Source organism: Neorhizobium phenanthreniclasticum, assembly GCF_040066075.1.
GTDB lineage: Bacteria > Pseudomonadota > Alphaproteobacteria > Rhizobiales > Rhizobiaceae > Neorhizobium > Neorhizobium petrolearium.
In genome coordinates, this window is record NZ_JBEAAL010000019.1 from 123,508 (window position 1) to 140,494 (window position 16,987).

Here is a 16,987-nt window from a genome sequence, read left to right on the forward strand (position 1 = left end):
GCCGCCGGCTTCGGTTATCCGTCAACTGCTGGGAGCCCGGTAGGCCTTATGGCACTCGGAACAGATCGGTCCCAACTTTCCCAGTGCCGCTGCCACGCCAGCCTTGTCAGCCGGCAGGGTGGCAAGCAGGGCGCTGGCCTCAGAACCGAGCCTGGCTGCCAGGGCGCGAAAATCGTCAGGTTTTTGCCAGACCGCCGGCAAAGCTTTGGTGTCGCCGGTGTCCGACCCCGGCGGGAACTGATCCGGAAAGGCTTTGATATTGGTGCTGATCGTCGTCAGCGCCGTCTTGACCACCGCCTCGTCATAGGGCTTCTCACCCTTGGCAATTGCCCCCAGCGCGCCGGCCGCCTGCCCATTCTGCTTCATCAGGCTCTGTCTGGCAGCGATCGGCTCCTGCTGCGCGAACGCTGCGGACAGACAGAGACAGCCGGCACCTGCCGCGATGACGTAAGACCTCAACCGCATATGCACATTCCTCCCATAAAGCCGGCCTCCCATAAAGCGGAACGAGCGGCCTGTTGACGACGGCTCACGATGCGACGCGCATTTGGCCGGAGGAAGTAACAAGGCAGTGATAGTTTCCACATGAAGCAGCGGCGCGGTGGTCGAGGCGGCCGTTCGGCCGCCCTGCATTGCCGGTCAGCGCTTCAGACGATAGGTCTGGTGGCAGTCGCCGCAGGTTCCGCCGAGCGTCTTCATCGCACTGCCGACACCTGCCTGATCGGCCGGGACAGCCGCAAGCAGGTTCTCCGCGTCGGCTGCCAGCTTTTGCGCCTTGGCATGAAAATCGCTCGTATTCTGCCAGATGGCCGGAGCGGCCTCCGTCTCCGCGCCCGTCTCGGTGCCGGCGGGGAACTGGTTGGGGAAAGCCTTCATCGTGGTGCTGATGGTCGTCAGCGCGGCGGTCACAGCCTGGGCGTCATAAGGCTTCTCGCCCTTTGCAATGCCCCCGAGGGTGCCGAGAGCCCCGCCGACGGCTTTCATCTGGCTCTGGCGAAGGACCTGCGGCTCTTCCTGCGCAAAGGCAGCGGACAGACAGAGACAGCCGAAACCGGCCGCGATGATCATGGATTTCAGGCGCATGCAAATATTTCTCCTCTTTGGCATCGAATCCGACGGTCATGATGCGCTGCACCATGACCGGCATCGCGATGACAATGAAGTAACAAAACGGTGAGAGTATTAGCAAAATCAGTTATATAGCAGAAATGCCGCTCTACCGGATCGGCAATCGCAGCGAGGCTTACGCCTTCACCCCTTCCCAGAGCGTGAGAAGACATACGAGCACCAGCAGCAGGCCGGCAGTCCGCCCGACCCAGACGGTCGCCCTGCCGTTGCCGACCAGCATTTCCCGCGCCCGACCGGCCGCCACCGCCAGCCCGCCGTAGACCGCGAACTGTGTTCCGGCGGTCATCGCCGCCATGATCGCCGCCTGAGGCGCAAGCGGCCCGAAATCCGGCCGCAGGAACTGCGGATAGACGGCGAGCATGAAGAGATAGGCTTTCGGATTGATGAGGCAGGTGACGGCGCCGCGCCGGAACGCTTCCCAGTTGGAGCGCGTATCGGCGGGGCCGACGTGATCGACAGTGATCGAACTTCTGAGCAGGCCGAGACCGATCCAGGCCATGTAGAGTGCGCCGAGGATGAGCAGCGGCTTGAACAGAACGGGCATCAGGCTCGCCAGCAGACCGACGCCGAGCGCGCCGTACAGGGAATGCACGAGCCCTCCGGCCATGATACCCGAGGTCGCCGCGAGACCTGCCATGCGGCCGCGGGTCAACGCGTTGGCGAGCACAAAGATCATGTCCATGCCCGGCACCACGATAATGCCGAAGAGGAGCGTGAAATAGAGCCAGAGGTTTTCGGCGTATGTCATGTCAGTTTCTCTTGCCGCATCGGAGGCTTCCAGAAACACAAAGCCTTGTTTTTCAATCGGATATGCGATCCTATAGACCAGCCCAACTGACAGCGTATTGTCAGTTGGGATTGTCCGAGCGGTGGGGAAAAGCATGCGCAAGGCTTCGCGCCTGTTCGAGATCATCCAGATCCTGCGGCTTGCGAAAAAGCCGGTGACGGCTGCCGAGATCGGCGCGCAGCTCGAAGTGACCGTGCGCTCCATCTACCGGGATATCGCTGCATTGCAGGCCATGCGGGTGCCGATCGAGGGCGGTCGCGGCATCGGCTATATCCTGCGCCCCGGCTTCACGCTGCCGCCGCTGATGCTGTCGATCGAAGAGACGGAGGCGATCGTGCTCGCACTGGCGCTTCTCGAACGCACCGGCGACACAGAGCTCAAGCAGGCGGCCAGACAAGTGAACCGCAAGATCGCCGCGGTCGTGCCGCCGCCGCTTGCCGATATCTTCTCCGCCAATGCGCTGCATGCCTGGGGCGCGCCGGCGCCGGCGCCGGAAGCGGTCGATCTGGCCATGGTGCGCCGGGCGATCCGCGACGAGCAGAAGCTGGCGCTCGACTATCGCGACGAATATGCCCGCGCCACGGAGCGGACGATCCGGCCGGTCGCGCTTATCTACTATTCGCAGACGGCCAATATCGTCGCCTGGTGCGAACTCAGGCAGGCGATCCGCAACTTCCGCACCGACCGGGTGGAGCATTGCGAGCCGGTCGGGGATTTTTTCCGCGGCGAAGGCGACAAGCTGCGCCAACTCTGGGTACAGGGCTGGACGGTGAGTGCCGAAGCGGCTGGTTAAAGCGGCAGTGTCCGGCTTTCCTCGCGACCGTGGCCGATGATCGCGATGCGATCGGGAAAAATCTCGACGACGGCAAAGGTGTTTTCCTTCTCCGTGTCGACCATGCCCTTGAAATTCACGTACCAGGTGTTGCCGTTGCGGCCGAGATTGCCCGCATGGTTGTGGCCATTGAGATACGCGACGACATTGCCGGAGCGAGCGAAGAGATCGGTCAGACGCTCATGGCCCCAGAGATTGTGCTCGTTTTCCGGAAATAGCGGATAGTGGCCCATGACGATGACCTGTTCGCCTGCCGATCGGGCCTGCTCCAGCGTCTCCTTAAGCCAGGCGAACTGTTCTTCGCCGATGCCGCCATTCCACTCCCTGGCGTTGATTGCGCCTTGAGCCCGCAAGGTCGCCAATCGCTCCCGAGCCAACGTGCGCCGCGGGTGGCCTTCGGGCGCCGAAAACAGGCTGATCTCATTGCCCTCGATCACGATGAAACGAAAGCCGTCGCGGGAAAAATCGTGCCAGGCGGCGGGCATGCCGAGCCGCGCATGGATATCGGCCAGCCGGTCCGGCGCAACGGCGAAATCGTGGTTGCCCGGCATGAGGAAACTCTCGTGCTGCAGGCCTTCATAGGCCGAAAGGACGGGATCGTAGCTTTCCCAGTTGCGGTCGATGAGATCGCCGAGCGTCACCACGAAGGAGAGGTCTTCGCCGTTCAAGGCGCCGATCGCCTCCCTCAGCTTGCCGAGGCTGTTGGCGTAGTAACGGTCCATCTCCAGCCACGGCGGCAGGTCGGCATATTGCGGATCGGCAATCACGCCGAAACGGAGAAGCGGTGTTTCGTGAGGCATGGAGAGGGGGGTATTTTACGGTTGTGACAGGCGTGTGACGGACCGGGATGTCGGTCGCAGATGGCCATCGTTCAAGCAATCACCGTTCCCTGATGGAACAGTATTTTCCAACCCCCCGACGTGTTTCTCCAAAGCGTCGTACGCCAGGTGCGACGGTCCGGCTCCTCCAATATGTAGGACAGTTGGTATAGTCCGTCCGCAAGGCGGCTGATCGCAAAATCACGGCAGGGCCAATCGTGAGGCTCCGGATCGCGGTATCGCTTGATGAGATTGTCGATTACGAACGCCCGCGTATAGACCCGGCCGCTCGCTCCAATCTCCCAGAACGCCTCGTCCGTCATGGCTTCCAGCGCTTCTCGGCTGGTGCCGAATTCGCGCCTGTGAAAAATCGGCTCCCGGGGGACAAGTTGCGCCAGCACGGCCGCGATAGAAGGTTCAACCATTTTGTCCCTCGCTTTCACATTCGCTAGAGGAACACATATTACGTTGATGCCTGCACGACAGGAAATCAACGTCACGGGATCATGGCCTCAAAACAAAAACACCCGACACCTTGCAGTGCCGGGTGCTGTGAAGATCAGCGATGGCCGCCGTTTACTTCGTCGCGGCTTCGTAGCGTTCGAGCACGTAATCCCAGTTGATCAGGCTGTCGACGAAGGCTTCGAGATATTTCGGACGGGCATTGCGGTAGTCGATGTAGTAGGAATGCTCCCAGACATCGACGCCGAGGATCGGGTCGGCGCCGTGCACGAGTGGGTTTTCACCGTTCGGGGTCTTGGAGATGACGAGCTTGCCGTCTTTCACCGAAACCCAGGCCCAGCCGGAACCGAACTGGGTCGTGCCGGCGGCGATCAAATCCGCCTTGAACTTGTCGTAGCCGCCGAGATCGCTGTCGATCGCAGCCTGCAGCTTGCCCGGCAGCGAGGTGCCGCCGCCGCCCTTCTTCATCCACTTCCAGAAATGGATGTGGTTGTAGTGCTGGGCGGCATTGTTGAAGAGGGTCTGATGGGTGCCGAAGGACTTCTTCACGACTTCCTCGACCGACAGGTCGCCGAGGCCCGCTTCGGCGGCGAGCTTGTTGCCCGTGTCGACATAGGCCTTGTGGTGCTTGTCGTGATGGAATTCCAGCGTTTCCTTCGACATGTAGGGCGAAAGTGCTTCGTAATCATAGGGGAGTTCAGGAAGTTCGAAGGCCATTGTCTTACTCCTTTTCAGCAAACACCTTGAACAAGGGTCGAGGCGGAACATAGGAGCGGAGCGGCCAAGAGGCAACGGTGATCTTGCCAAAAATCAAGCCCGCAGGGACAAGACCTTACCGAATTTTCGGCATACAAGAAACGGGCCGATTCATCCCTATGGAGCCTTTTTCATGAAGACCCGATCCGCCCTCGCCGCCATCCTGATCTCGGTCGGCGCTCCTGCCGTCCATGCCTCGTCCGACGACGCCTGGTCCGAATTCCGGACGGAGGTGGACAAGGCCTGCGTTTCGGCGGCAAAGGGTCTCATCGAGAAGGGCGAGGCGCTGGTCGACCCTTTCGGCAGCGAGAGTTACGGGCTTGCCGTCGTTTCCGGCAAGGCGGTCGGCGCGAAGGTGACGATCAGCGCTATCTGCGTCTTCGACAAGAAGACGAAAAAGGCCGAGATCGGCGGCGAGATCTCAGGCGACAGACTGATGGTGAAGACAGGAAAATAGAAGCCCGAACGCCTGAGGCGACTTCCGTTCCGGAACTTTTGGAAGAATGGGGAATTACAATCGGGCTGGAGGCAAGCCAGTTCGAGGAGCCGATGTTCGATTTCCTGCCATCCGACTTCCTCGTCTTCGTCGTCATCGGTTTCCTGGCCCAGATCATTGACGGAGCGCTCGGCATGGCCTTCGGCGTGCTGACGACGACCAGTCTATTGACGATCGGCGTCGCCCCTTCGATGGCCAGCGCCATGACGCATGTCGCCGAATGCTTCACGACCGCGGCCTCGGGACTTTCGCATCTCTACCACCGCAATGTCGACTGGCGGCTCGTCCTCAGGCTGGCGCCCGCCGGCATGATCGGCGGAGCAATCGGCGCCTATGTGCTCGCCAATATCGACGGCAAGGCGATCGAACCCTTCGTCTCGGTCTATCTGATCGCCATCGGTTTCTTCATCCTCTACAAGGCCTTCCGCCCGCGATTCCCGCGCGACGTGCACGACTGGATCGTGCCCTATATCGGCGGCGCAGGCGGGCTCCTGGACGCCATGGGTGGCGGCGGCTGGGGACCGATCGTGACGAGCAGCCTGCTCGGCCGCGGCCACGATCCGAAAAAGGTGATCGGCTCCACCAACCTCACCGAATTCGCCGTCACCACGGCGATTTCGGCGACCTTCATCCTGGCGCTCGGCTGGAGCGAGCTTGCGCCGGCCCTGGGTTTGGTCGCCGGCGGCATCCTGGCTGCCCCGATCGGCGCGATGGTCGTCCGCAGATTACCCGTCAGGCCCTTGATGATCGCCGTCTCGATGATCATCATCGGCACCGCCGCGGTGCGGTTTGTTTGAAGGAGGAGGATCGCGGCGACATTGCCCCGCCTTGAACGAATACGCCGGTCTGATCCGATAGAACCGTAAATGGCGGACGTCCTATGGATGTGCTAGGCTTGTCGGCACACAGGAGCCCATTGATGCGCCCGAACCGATCCATCACCGTCTCACTGCCGGAAGACATGGCCGAGCTTGTCGAGAAAAAAATATCTTCCGGCGAATTCGCCAATGAGAGCGAGGTCGTCGCCGAGGGCCTGCGCTATCTTGCCGATCACGATGCAGAAATCGACCAGTGGCTGCGTGACGAGGTCGTGCCGACGCTGAGGGCGCATGACGCCGACCCAAGCCGCGCCCGCACGGTGGAAGAGACAAGAAAAGAGCTTGAGGAATACATCCGTACCCGGGATCGAAGATCGATCGGCGCATGACTTATACCGTCATCTTCTCGTTTGAAGCGCGAATGGATCTCGCCGATCTGTTCGACTATCTTGCGGAAAAGGCGGGGGAAGACTTTGCTCAGGCCTATATCCGCAAAATCATCGACCACTGCCACCGCTTCGATATGTTCCCCAGAAGAGGAACATTGCGTGACGATATAGAGCCAGGGCTCCGCCTTGTCGGATACCGCCGGAGAGCAACCATTGCCTTCCGCGTCGAAGAGCACACGGTCACCATTGCCCGCATTCTCTACGGCGGCAAAAGCCTCGGCGGACCGGATGATGCCGAGGAAGACGACGACCTTCTTTAGAACCGCCGACGCCCTCCCAAAACCTCAGGCATCGTCGCCGGTCTTGGAGCGCGCCCAATCCATGTAGATTTCCAGCGCCTTGCGGGCGACCGGGCCTTCCTGGAGCTGCCGCTCTTCGAAACGGTTGATCGGCACGATCTTGGAATAGTTGCCGGACGTGAATATCTCGTCGGCATCCATGAAATCATCCACGGTCAGCGTCATCTCGCGCACGTCGAAGCCCGATTGGCGCAACAGACCGATCACGCGCGAGCGGGTGATGCCGGCGAGGAACGTGCCATTGGCAACCGGCGTCATCACCACGCCGTCCTTGACCATGAAGATGTTCGACGAGGCGGTCTCGGCGACATTGCCATTCATGTCGCGGGCGAGCGCGTTGTCGAAGCCGCGGTTACGCGCTTCGAGGATCATGCGGCCGCTGTTCGGATAAAGGCTGCCGGTCTTGGCGCCGGTCATCGCCACTTCCGGGTTCGGGCGGCGATAGGGGGAGACGGTGAGCGAGGAAGGCTTCGCGGTGTGCATCGGCGCCTCGAACATGCAGAGCGCGAAGCGGGTGGATTCCGGATCGGCGGCCACGACGCTGAAGGGCATGCCGTGTTCGGCCCAATACATCGGCTTGATGTAGATCGCCGTTCTGCCGTCGAATTTCGCAACGCCCTCCCAGGCGAGCGTCTCGATCTCTTCCGACTTCATCACCGGGGTCAGGCCCATGTTCTTCGCCGACCGGTTGATGCGCTGGCAATGGAGGTCGAGGTCGGGCGCGATGCCGTCAAACCAGCGGGCGCCGTCGAAGACCGTCGAGCCGAGCCACATGGCGTGCGAGGTCGGGCCGACGAGCTTCGGATTTCCCTCCAGCCATTCGCCGTCCACGAAAGTCCAGGTGGCGGTGCGGGCGGCTGTATTGACGGGCATTTCGGTCTCCTTGGATATTCCAGATTGCGGCTCTTCAAAATTGCGGTGAGTGAAGGCCCGCCGCCACGCCGAGGTCAAGCGATAATATGAAATGAGTCATCACAAAAATTGATGCTTTTATCCATGGAGGCCGGACCGGAGGAGTGGCATTTTCCATGCGCTGAAATCCAAAGGAGGGTATTCCGAATGGCGTGGTCTGCGGAGCAATATGTGAAATTCGAGGATGAGCGGACCCGCCCGGCCCGCGACCTTATCGCGCATGTGCCGCTTGCCTTGGCGACGAAAGCCTATGATCTCGGCTGCGGGCCCGGAAATTCCACCGAACTGCTGGTGGAGCACTTCGGCGCGGCGAACGTCATCGGCCTCGACAGCGACGACAACATGCTCGCTGCAGCGAGAAAGCGCCTGCCCGGCACCGAATTCACAAAAGCCGATCTCAATACCTGGACACCCGACCAGCCGGCCGACCTGCTCTATGCCAATGCCGTCTTCCAGTGGGTGCCGGACCATCTCGCGGTTCTTGCCCGCCTGATGGATCATCTGAAACCCGGCGGGACGCTGGCGGTGCAGATGCCGGACAATCTTTCCGAACCCAGCCATTTGCTGATGGAGGAAACGGGAACTGCCGGCCCCTGGGCGTCTGCTTTCGAAGGCGGCAGGGTGCGGCGTCCGCTTCTTCCCTCGCCCGCCGCCTATTTCGACGCGCTGATGCCGAAATCCGCCCGCGTGGACGTCTGGCACACGGTCTACTACCACCCGCTCGCCAATGCGCCGGCGATCGTCGAATGGGTCAAGGCCACGGGATTGAGGCCGTATCTCGACGCGGCGGGACCGGAAAATGCCGAAGCCTTCATTGCCGATTATACGGACCGCATCGCCAAGGCCTATCCGCCGATGGCCGACGGGCGGGTGCTCCTGCGCTTTCCGCGCTTCTTCGTCATCGCAGTGAAGGCCTGAGAACTGCTCCGGCGTCAAAAAGGGGACATGTCACATGCTGGTTATTCTGGGCGGACTGCCGGGGGTGGGGAAAACGACGCTCGCACGCGCGCTTGCACGGCGGATTGGCGCAGTGCATGTCCGGGTCGATACGATCGAGCAGAATATCCGGGCTTCCGGAGGCCCGAATTCCGAGGTTGGTCCGGCAGGTTACATGGTGGCCTACGGGATTGCCGAGGACAATCTCACCCTCGGCCAGACGGTCGTCGCGGATTCCGTCAATGGCCTGCAGATCACCCGGGATGCCTGGCTTGCAGTTGCGGAGCGATCGGGCATGCCGGCCGTCGAGATCGAGGTGACCTGCTCGGACAGGATGGAGCATCGCCGCCGCGCAGAAACCCGCGCGACTGACGTTCCGGGGCTGATCAAACCCACATGGCAGCAGATCACCGACAGGACCTACGAAGACTGGGGCGAACGTCCTCTCGTGATCGATACCGCGACAGGGAGCGCCGATGAACTGGTCACCGAGTTGGTCCTGAAGCTCGAACTCGGGCGGAAATAGCTCAGTCGCATCTTTTACGGGTTGGCCGGCGGCGGGGCGACAAGCGGATCTTGCGGTGAAGGCCCTCCAACGCGACTGTCACCCTGTGGCCAGTTGCTGTCATTCATCCAGATGATGCTCAGGACGCAGCCGATCAGGATTCCCAGTACCGCAATAAAAAGCCAACGCATCCGTTTGCATCCCTCCTCGTTTCAGGCCGCGTGAACCCGGCCGAGGAAGCCGCGAATGAACGGGGCCACCTCATTCAGGCTGGTTTCGAGCAGCCAATGGCCGCCATCGAGAAGATGCAGTTCCGCATTCGGCAGATCCCGCAGGAATGCGCGGGCGGATTGTTCGGGCATGTAACCATCCTGCGGCCCCCAGACGATCAAGGTCGGCGGCTGATGATCACGCAGATATTGCTGATAACGAGGGAACCATCCGACATTCTCACGAAGACCCGCAATGATATCGACGGCGATCTCGCGGCGACGATCGTCCATCAGCGACCAGTGCAGTTTCCAGAGATCGGGCGAAATGCGTTCGGCAAGCTCCGGCCGGACGTCGTTGAGGAATTCTTCCCTGAAGCCCTCCTCGCTGACCGCGTCGGCAATCTCGCGCCGTCCCTCCGGCGTCGGGTTGCGCCAGTATTCCTGCAGTCCGGCATATTTCGGGCCAAGCACATCCTCATAGATATCGCCGTTCTGAATGATCAGGGCGGAGACCTTTTCCGGCCGCTTGATCGCCAGCCGAAGGCCGATCTGCGAGCCGAAATCATGAAGATAGATGGCGAATCGGCCAAGGCCGAGCTTATCCGTAAACCTATCGAGGAAATCGGCAAAGCCGTCGAAATCGTAGCGGAAATTTTCCGGCGTGTCGGAGTAGCCGCATCCCGGGAAATCCGGCGCCACGAGATGCCAGCGGTCGGCGAAAAGCGGCATCAGCTCACGGAATTCATAGGACGAGCAGGGGTAGCCATGCGGGAGAAGCAGGGCCGGCGCACCCTTTCTTCCCGCCTCGCGATAGAACACCTTCATGCCATCGAGGTCGAGTTGCCTGTGCTTTACCCGCACAAGGTCCAGGCCGGCATCGGTCATCGTTTCCATGATCCTGTCTCCGTCATGATCCCCTCAAACTGTCTTTCAGCCTGAGACATTCCGTGACCATTTTATGGCAAGGCGGACGACAATATCCGGCGGTGCAGCAAAACGGATTGACTTGGACAAGGCTCGCCTGCACTCTCCGGCTTCCCTATTTTTCGTCGCACTGCCCGGAAAACCGCTCAGGACCATGCCGAAAAACCACGTCATGTCGCTCACGCAGGAGCTGGTCGATCTCTGTTTCCGCGAAGAGGCCGATCCCGGCCCGCCGCCGACCTGGGAACCACTCAATGACGCGGATTACGCCTCGCTGGCGGATCAGTTTACCGAAGCGCTAGGCGACAGGCCCTTGTGGATCTTCGCCTATGGGTCACTGATCTGGAAACCCGGTTTCGAGTCGGTCGCGTGCCAGCGCGCGACCCTCCATGGCTGGCACCGTTCCTTCTCGCTGCGGATCGAGCGCGGTCGCGGCACACCGGATCAGCCCGGCCTGATGATGATGCTATCACGCGGCGGGCGCTGCGACGGGGTGATCTATCAGGTCGCCGAGGAGGAGAAGCGCATCCAGATGGAAAAAGCGCTACGCCGCGAGGTCAGCAACCGTGAAGGCCTCGGCTCGATGCGCTGGATGCCGGTGAAGACGCAAGGCGGCGAAACGATCCGCGCGCTGGTCTTCTGGGCCGGAGGAACAAGCCGGCGGATCATTCGCCCGCTTCTGCCGCTCCACGACGTGGCGCCGGTCCTTGCGCGCGCCTGCGGACATCGCGGCTCCTGCGCCGAATATCTCTACAACACCGTCGTGCATCTCGCGGAATTCGGCATCCGTGACCGCAACCTCTGGCGCCTGCAGGAACTCGTGGCCAGGGAAATCCGGGCGCTGCATGTGCGAGAGGCGGTTGGCGCAGAGGGTTGAAGGGTTTTGCACAAGAGCCCGACGTGGTCTGCAGCCCCCCTCTGGCCTGCCGGCCATCTCCCCCACAGGTGGGGAGATCGGCTGGGCGCGCCGGTTTCCCCAAACAGCAGGCGTTGCTACGCGACACACTGACGATGATTTGGCGATGATTTGGCGGGAAGGCCGTGCCGCTTGTGATCTCCCCACCTGTGGGGGAGATGGCCGGCAGGCCAGAGGGGGGCGGGACTGGCACGACCCGCATAAACCGGTTGCAAAGCCAGAGCAGTTGCGATATCCGTTAACCGATTTCGTTTTGCAATCGGTCTGGGAGGCCGTCATGCGTCCGATCCTCTATTCGCACCCTTTTTCGTCCTATTGCCAGAAGGTGCTTGCCGCACTCTATGAGAACGGTACCGAATTCGATACCCGCATGCTGGGGCCGGAAGACCCGTCGGCCTATGAGGAACTGTGCAAGCTATGGCCGGTCAAGCGTTTCCCGATGCTGGTGGACAAGGGCAAGCCGGTCTTCGAGGCGACGATCATCATCGAATATCTGCAGGTGCATTATCCAGGGCCGCTGAAACTCATTCCCGACGATCCGGATCAGGCAATTGAAGTGCGCATGCTCGACCGCTTCTTCGACAACTATATTTCCACGCCGCAGCAGAAGGTCGTCTTCAATGCGCTCCGCCCCGAGGACAAACGCGATCCTTACGGCGTGGAAGAGGCGCTTAACATGCTGGATGCCGCCTATGGCTGGCTCGACCAGCGTATGGCAAACCGCGAATGGGCAGCGGGCGATACGTTCAGCCTTGCCGATTGCGCCGCGGCGCCGTCGCTCTTCTACGCCGACTGGACGCATGAAATCGGCGAGCGCTTCGCCAATGTGCGGGCCTATCGCAGCCGGCTGCTCACCCGTCCCTCGTTTGCCCGCGCCGTGGACGAGGCGCGGCCCTACCGCCCGTTCTTTCCGCTCGGCGCGCCCGATCGGGATTGAGGGAAACCGGGATCAGAAATCGCTGTCGGCCACAACCACGTGGCCGTTCATCGCCGCCCAGATTCTCCAGACTTCACGGCGCAGGACCGCGCTCGGGCGCACGCCGCCGCTGCCGTAGTTCTTGTACTTGTCGCGATAGGCCTCGATGAAGACGGTAACCGCCTCCATGACATCGGCGTGCTGATCCATCTTGCGACGCAACTGCTCCCGTTCGGAATGGAGAATTTCAAAGCTCTGGATCAGCAGCCGCAGGTCCTCCATGGGCACGCTGAGATGCGGACGTTCCGACGAATCGGCGCTTACTTCCGCCCGGATGCGGGCCAGAACCTGGTTCAATTGTTCGGACATGGCGAGAATCTCCTGTCCCATTGGATTCCCGAAGAAAATCGGCCAAACCGTGGCACGAATGCGGCAATGACGACACACCTGGTCGTCAAAGTCGTGCAGCCAGGAAATCGATATAGGCGCGGATGCGCACCGCCAGATGCTCATGGCCGGCATAGACGGCGTGGATCTGCTCGATATCCTCTGGATTGAAATCCTCCAGGACCGGTACGAGACGGCCTGCCGCGATATCCGGCTCCACATGGAAGCGCCCGACGCGGCCGATGCCGAGCCCGTCCAGGCAGAACTGGCGGATGATCGAGCCGCTGCTCGCCTTCAGATTTCCCGAGACGGGAAGGATGTCGCGCCGTCCCGTTTGCGGGTCACGAAACGGCCAGCCTTCGACCGCTCTTCTGAAGTTGAAATTGATGCAATTGTGATGGATGAGCTCGTCCGGCGTCTTCGGGAGCCCATGTCTTTCCAGGTATTCCGGCGAGGCCATGACCACCTGCCGGCTTTCACCGAGCTTTCGCGCCATCAGGGATGAATCCCTGAGTTGTCCATGGCGGATGGCGATGTCGACCCGCTCGCGGATGAGATCGACGATGTCGTCCGTGAGCGTGATATCGAGCTGCACATCCGGAAAAAGCCGCTGGAATTCGCCCGCCAGCGGCAGGATGTAGCGCTCGCCGAAACCGACCGAGGCGTTGATCGACAGAGGTCCGCGCGGCAGCATGCGCCCTCCCCCGGACACGACTTCCTCCGTATCGGCGATTTCGGCCAGGATGCGCTGGGCGCGGGCGAGATAGGTCTCGCCCTCGGGAGTGAGCTGCAGGAGCCGGGTGGAGCGGACGACGAGGCGCGTGCCGAGCCGGTTTTCCAGCCGCGTGACGAGCTTGCTCACCGCCGACGGCGAGAGCTTCAGCTTCCGCCCCGCCGCGGAAAAGCTCTTGAGCTCAGCCGCGAGCACGAAGACTTCCATTTCACCGGCACGGTTGTCCATGTTTGTCCTTCGCTTTCCGCTCGACGATCTTAACCGTGGTGCCGTGCCCGCCCCCCTCTGGCACGACCTACATTATTATCTGTGACTTCATTTCACAAATGATTATCCGCTTATGCGGCTACACAGGCAAGTGCCCCGCGCCGATATTGCGCCGCATCAATTCATCCTTCCTCCCAAGGATCATTTCCCAACCAAGGGGACCGCACCATGCCACTTGCTCTTTATGCCCTGACAGCCGGCGCCTTCGGGATCGGCGTCACGGAATTCGTCATCATGGGCCTGCTTCTGGAGGTCAGCGCCGATCTCGGCGTGTCGATCTCGGCGGCCGGCCTGCTCATCTCCGGTTATGCGCTCGGCGTCGTCATCGGCGCACCGCTGCTCGGCGCGATCGCCGGCAAATGGTCGAAGAAGACGCTGCTGATGAGCCTGATGGTGGTCTTCACCATCGGCAACCTCGCCTGTGCGCTTGCGCCCGACTACTGGACGCTGATGGCCGCCCGCGTTCTCACCGCCTTTGCGCATGCCTCATTCTTCGGTGTCGGCTCGGTGGTCGCCACCAGCCTCGTCGCGCCCAACAAGAAGGCGTCTGCCATCGCCGTGATGTTCACCGGCCTGACGGTCGCCAATATTCTCGGCGTGCCCTTTGGCACCTGGCTCGGCCAGGCCTATGGCTGGCGCTCCACCTTCTTCGCCGTCACACTGATCGGCATCGTCGCGCTTGCCGTCATCGCGGCCCTCGTGCCGAAAGACAAGGCAGCAACCGGCGATCAAGAGGAGGCTTCGCAGGGCGTCGCCGCCGTGCTCGGCCGCCGCGCGGTGCTGCTCGGCCTGCTGACCACCGTGCTCTCATGGGTCGGTGTCTTCGCGGGCTTCACCTATGTCGCCCCGATCCTGACCGAGATCACCGGCTTTTCCGAAGCCGCCGTCTCGCCCATCCTGCTCGTCTTCGGCGGCGGGCTGGTGGTGGGTAATCTTCTGGGCGGCTGGCTCGCCGACCGCCATCTCCTGCCGACCGTCATCGGCAGCCTGCTGGTGCTTTCGGCCGTGCTTCTCGCCATGACCGCCGCGATCCACCAGCCGGTTCTTGCCGTCATCGCCATCGGCCTGTTCGGCGCGGCGGCGTTTGCCACCGTCGCACCGCTGCAGATGTGGGTGCTGCAGAAGGCGGAAGGCGCCGGACAGGGCCTTGCCTCCTCCTTCAACATCGCCGCCTTCAACCTCGGCAACGCGATCGGCGCCTGGCTCGGCGGCGCCGTGATCGACCACGGCCCCGGTCTCGGCGCGGTCACATTCGTCGCCGGCCTCGTGCCGCTCGCGGCGCTCGCCGTCGCGATTTTCGCGATCCGGCTCGACCGGCGCAATGCGGAAGCCGCTGCCCTCGCCTGCCCGGCTGAATAGCCTCCTCAAACAAGGACCACGACCATGGAATACCGCAATCTCGGCGCATCCGGCCTCAAGGTGCCGGTCCTCAGTTTCGGAGCCGGCACGTTCGGCGGCTCCGGCCCGCTCTTCAGCCACTGGGGAACCACGGATGTCGAGGAAGCCCGCCGCCTCGTCGACATCTGCCTCGAAGCCGGCGTCAACCTGTTCGACACGGCGGACGTCTATTCGACCGGCGCTTCAGAGGAAGTGCTTGGCGAGGCCATCAGGGGCCGGCGCGACGCCGTGCTGATCTCCACCAAGGCCAGCCTGCCGACCGGCGACGGACCGAACGACTGGGGCTCCTCGCGGCTTCGGTTGATCCGTTCCGTCGAGGCCGCGCTGAAGCGGCTCGGCACCGACCATATCGACATTTTCCAGCTCCATGCCTTCGATGCCTCGACGCCTGTAGAGGAAGTGGTTTCGACCCTCGACCGGCTCGTCGCTGACGGCAAGCTGCGTTACATCGGCGTTTCCAACTTCTCCGGCTGGCAGATCATGAAATCGCTCGCAGCCGCAGAAAAACACGGCTGGACCCGCTATGTGGCGAACCAGGTCTATTATTCGCTGGTCGGCCGCGACTACGAATGGGACCTGATGCCGCTCGGCGCCGACCAGGGGCTCGGCGCGCTGGTCTGGAGCCCGCTCGGCTGGGGGCGGCTGACCGGCAAGATCAGCCGGAGCAAGCCGATCCCGGACGGAAGCCGGCTGCACGAAACCGCAAGCTTCGGCCCGCCGGTCGATGACGAACTGCTCTACCGCGTGGTCGATGCGCTGGAAGAGGTCGCCGTGGAAACGGAAAAGACCGTGCCGCAGGTAGCGATCAACTGGCTCGTCGGACGGCAGACCGTCTCCTCCGTGATCATCGGCGCCCGCACCGAGGAACAGCTTCGCCAGAACCTCGGTGCGGTCGGCTGGTCGCTGACGAAGGAGCAGGTCGAAAAGCTCGATGCCGCAAGTGCCGTCACCGCTCCCTATCCACATTTCCCCTATCGCCGGCAGGAGGGCTTTGCCCGCCTCGACCCGCCGATGGCCGGGTGACCGGCATCATAAAAATCAGGACAATCCCATAGGCGCTTGCCCTACCAAAACACGGAGGTTGATCCCTCTAAGAATCGGTCCATCTAGTAAGGGCCTCATTTGCCCGGCCGCGCGCCGGGCGTTCCACAGGAGTTCTGTCCATGTTCACAGTCAGCGCCAACGGCGCCAATATCCCTGCCCTCGGTTTCGGCACATTCCGCATGCCCGATTCGGACGTGGCTCGCGTGCTGCCCGAAGCACTGAAGCTCGGCTTCCGGCATGTCGATACCGCGCAGATCTACGGCAATGAAGCGGCCGTCGGCGAGGTGCTCGCCAATTCCGGCATTCCGCGCGCCGATATCTTCCTCACCACCAAGGTCTGGGTCGACCGGGTGGGCCACGATGCTTTCATCGCTTCGGTCGACGAGAGCCTGAAGAAGCTGAAGACCGACCATGTCGACCTCCTGCTGCTCCACTGGCCGCAGAGCGAGATGCCGCTTGCCGACCGGATCGGCGCATTGAACGCGCTCGTGAAGGCCGGCAAGGTGAAGAATATCGGCGTTTCCAATTTCTCGACCGCCCTGATGGCGGAGGCCGTCAAGCTTTCCGACGCGCCGCTCGCCACCAACCAGGTGGAATACCATCCCTATCTCGACCAGACCAAGGTCCTGGCCGAAGCCCGCAAGCACGGCATGTCGGTAACCGCCTATTACCTGATGGCCGACGGCAAGGTGCCGAGCGACCCGCTTCTGAAGGAGATCGGCGCCAGACACGGCAAGACGGCCGCACAAGTCGTGCTCCGCTGGGCGATCCAGCAGAAGGACGTCGTGGCGCTTTCCAAGACCGCGACCGTTTCCCGGCTCCCGGAAAACTTCGACGTCTTCGATTTTGCGCTGTCGCTCGACGAGATGGAGGCGATCCATGGCCTTGCGAAGCCAAACGGCCGCATCGTCAATCCGGGACATCTCGCACCGAAGTGGGATGATTGACCTCCCGATTTGACGATCATCAAAAAACGGATGGGTGAAAAACCA

Annotated in this window: 22 protein-coding genes; 12 read left to right on the forward strand and 10 right to left on the reverse strand. The window is 62.0% G+C overall.

All coding sequences use genetic code 11. The annotated features are described in order from the left end of the window. Positions 1-21: 21 nt before the first annotated feature. From ABK249_RS22260 to ABK249_RS22270, 3 genes are all read right to left on the reverse strand, one after another. The gene (locus tag ABK249_RS22260) at positions 22-465 is read right to left on the reverse strand and encodes a c-type cytochrome (protein WP_348864037.1); all 444 of its coding nucleotides are present in this window, start codon (positions 463-465) and stop codon (positions 22-24) included. Between the two features lie 174 nt (positions 466-639). Further along, positions 640-1,068 carry a c-type cytochrome gene (locus ABK249_RS22265; protein ID WP_415926472.1) on the reverse strand — a complete coding sequence of 143 codons (429 nt, stop codon included), beginning with the start codon at positions 1,066-1,068 and terminating at the stop codon, positions 640-642. Positions 1,069-1,243: 175 nt separating this feature from the next. After that, positions 1,244-1,876: a LysE family translocator gene (locus ABK249_RS22270; protein ID WP_348864039.1), complete on the reverse strand. Its 633-nt coding sequence runs from the start codon at positions 1,874-1,876 to the stop codon at positions 1,244-1,246. A 133-nt stretch (positions 1,877-2,009) separates the two neighbouring features. On the opposite strand from ABK249_RS22270, the gene ABK249_RS22275 reads away from it, so the two are divergent. Then, positions 2,010-2,708 carry a helix-turn-helix transcriptional regulator gene (locus ABK249_RS22275; RefSeq protein ID WP_227702199.1) on the forward strand — a complete coding sequence of 233 codons (699 nt, stop codon included), beginning with the start codon at positions 2,010-2,012 and terminating at the stop codon, positions 2,706-2,708. On the opposite strand, the gene ABK249_RS22280 is transcribed toward ABK249_RS22275, so the two are convergent. The 3 genes from ABK249_RS22280 to ABK249_RS22290 all read right to left on the reverse strand — a co-directional run bounded on the left by ABK249_RS22280 (position 2,705) and on the right by ABK249_RS22290 (position 4,744). Continuing rightward, positions 2,705-3,547 carry a metallophosphoesterase gene (locus ABK249_RS22280; protein WP_348864040.1) on the reverse strand — a complete coding sequence of 281 codons (843 nt, stop codon included), beginning with the start codon at positions 3,545-3,547 and terminating at the stop codon, positions 2,705-2,707. The genes ABK249_RS22275 and ABK249_RS22280 overlap by 4 nt on opposite strands. Positions 3,548-3,618: 71 nt before the next feature. Then, the gene (locus tag ABK249_RS22285; protein ID WP_037157751.1) at positions 3,619-3,990 is read right to left on the reverse strand and encodes a nuclear transport factor 2 family protein; all 372 of its coding nucleotides are present in this window, start codon (positions 3,988-3,990) and stop codon (positions 3,619-3,621) included. 151 nt (positions 3,991-4,141) lie between these two features. Beyond that, the gene (locus ABK249_RS22290) at positions 4,142-4,744 is read right to left on the reverse strand and encodes a superoxide dismutase (RefSeq protein ID WP_348864041.1); all 603 of its coding nucleotides are present in this window, start codon (positions 4,742-4,744) and stop codon (positions 4,142-4,144) included. Between the two features lie 172 nt (positions 4,745-4,916). On the opposite strand from ABK249_RS22290, the gene ABK249_RS22295 reads away from it, so the two are divergent. From ABK249_RS22295 to ABK249_RS22310, 4 genes are all read left to right on the forward strand, one after another. After that, positions 4,917-5,240 carry a hypothetical protein gene (locus ABK249_RS22295; protein ID WP_037157757.1) on the forward strand — a complete coding sequence of 108 codons (324 nt, stop codon included), beginning with the start codon at positions 4,917-4,919 and terminating at the stop codon, positions 5,238-5,240. A 92-nt stretch (positions 5,241-5,332) separates the two neighbouring features. Next, positions 5,333-6,076: a sulfite exporter TauE/SafE family protein gene (locus tag ABK249_RS22300; protein WP_152601308.1), complete on the forward strand. Its 744-nt coding sequence runs from the start codon at positions 5,333-5,335 to the stop codon at positions 6,074-6,076. Positions 6,077-6,198: 122 nt separating this feature from the next. After that, on the forward strand, positions 6,199-6,486 hold the full coding sequence (locus ABK249_RS22305; protein ID WP_348864042.1) for a ribbon-helix-helix domain-containing protein: 288 nt from the start codon (positions 6,199-6,201) through the stop codon (positions 6,484-6,486). Continuing rightward, positions 6,483-6,806, forward strand: coding sequence for a type II toxin-antitoxin system RelE/ParE family toxin (locus ABK249_RS22310; protein WP_037157763.1), 324 nt, complete (start codon positions 6,483-6,485; stop codon positions 6,804-6,806). The genes ABK249_RS22305 and ABK249_RS22310 overlap by 4 nt, the downstream gene beginning before the upstream one ends. A gap of 24 nt (positions 6,807-6,830) precedes the next feature. On the opposite strand, the gene ABK249_RS22315 is transcribed toward ABK249_RS22310, so the two are convergent. Then, positions 6,831-7,718 (reverse strand): branched-chain amino acid aminotransferase, encoded by an 888-nt coding sequence (locus ABK249_RS22315; protein WP_348864043.1) that lies wholly within the window; start codon positions 7,716-7,718, stop codon positions 6,831-6,833. Positions 7,719-7,904: 186 nt separating this feature from the next. Here ABK249_RS22315 and tam point away from each other — a divergent pair, with 186 nt between their 5' ends. Beyond that, complete coding sequence (gene tam / locus ABK249_RS22320; protein WP_037157769.1) at positions 7,905-8,675, forward strand: trans-aconitate 2-methyltransferase; 771 nt, start codon at positions 7,905-7,907, stop codon at positions 8,673-8,675. Positions 8,676-8,709: 34 nt separating this feature from the next. Beyond that, positions 8,710-9,219, forward strand: a complete 510-nt coding sequence (locus ABK249_RS22325) for a P-loop nucleotide/nucleoside kinase family protein (protein ID WP_037157772.1) — start codon at positions 8,710-8,712, stop codon at positions 9,217-9,219. Between the two features lie 191 nt (positions 9,220-9,410). Here ABK249_RS22325 and ABK249_RS22330 read toward each other — a convergent pair whose 3' ends face one another. Beyond that, positions 9,411-10,295: an alpha/beta fold hydrolase gene (locus ABK249_RS22330; RefSeq protein ID WP_348864060.1), complete on the reverse strand. Its 885-nt coding sequence runs from the start codon at positions 10,293-10,295 to the stop codon at positions 9,411-9,413. A gap of 193 nt (positions 10,296-10,488) precedes the next feature. Here ABK249_RS22330 and ABK249_RS22335 point away from each other — a divergent pair, with 193 nt between their 5' ends. Both ABK249_RS22335 and ABK249_RS22340 read left to right on the forward strand, forming a co-directional pair. Beyond that, positions 10,489-11,211 carry a gamma-glutamylcyclotransferase gene (locus ABK249_RS22335; RefSeq protein ID WP_348864044.1) on the forward strand — a complete coding sequence of 241 codons (723 nt, stop codon included), beginning with the start codon at positions 10,489-10,491 and terminating at the stop codon, positions 11,209-11,211. A gap of 316 nt (positions 11,212-11,527) precedes the next feature. Next, positions 11,528-12,187, forward strand: coding sequence for a glutathione S-transferase family protein (locus ABK249_RS22340; protein ID WP_348864045.1), 660 nt, complete (start codon positions 11,528-11,530; stop codon positions 12,185-12,187). A 12-nt stretch (positions 12,188-12,199) separates the two neighbouring features. On the opposite strand, the gene ABK249_RS22345 is transcribed toward ABK249_RS22340, so the two are convergent. Continuing rightward, the gene (locus tag ABK249_RS22345; protein WP_227702191.1) at positions 12,200-12,535 is read right to left on the reverse strand and encodes a hypothetical protein; all 336 of its coding nucleotides are present in this window, start codon (positions 12,533-12,535) and stop codon (positions 12,200-12,202) included. 85 nt (positions 12,536-12,620) lie between these two features. After that, entirely contained in the window at positions 12,621-13,514 is an 894-nt protein-coding gene (locus ABK249_RS22350) for a LysR family transcriptional regulator (RefSeq protein ID WP_037157781.1), read from the reverse strand. A 207-nt stretch (positions 13,515-13,721) separates the two neighbouring features. Here ABK249_RS22350 and ABK249_RS22355 point away from each other — a divergent pair, with 207 nt between their 5' ends. The 3 genes from ABK249_RS22355 (at position 13,722) to ABK249_RS22365 (ending at position 16,942) form a co-directional block, all read left to right on the forward strand. Further along, positions 13,722-14,912, forward strand: coding sequence for an MFS transporter (locus tag ABK249_RS22355; RefSeq protein WP_037157784.1), 1,191 nt, complete (start codon positions 13,722-13,724; stop codon positions 14,910-14,912). 24 nt (positions 14,913-14,936) lie between these two features. Next, on the forward strand, positions 14,937-15,974 hold the full coding sequence (locus ABK249_RS22360; protein WP_348864046.1) for an aldo/keto reductase: 1,038 nt from the start codon (positions 14,937-14,939) through the stop codon (positions 15,972-15,974). Between the two features lie 140 nt (positions 15,975-16,114). Continuing rightward, positions 16,115-16,942: an aldo/keto reductase gene (locus ABK249_RS22365; RefSeq protein ID WP_037157790.1), complete on the forward strand. Its 828-nt coding sequence runs from the start codon at positions 16,115-16,117 to the stop codon at positions 16,940-16,942. The last annotated feature ends 45 nt before the right edge of the window (positions 16,943-16,987 follow it).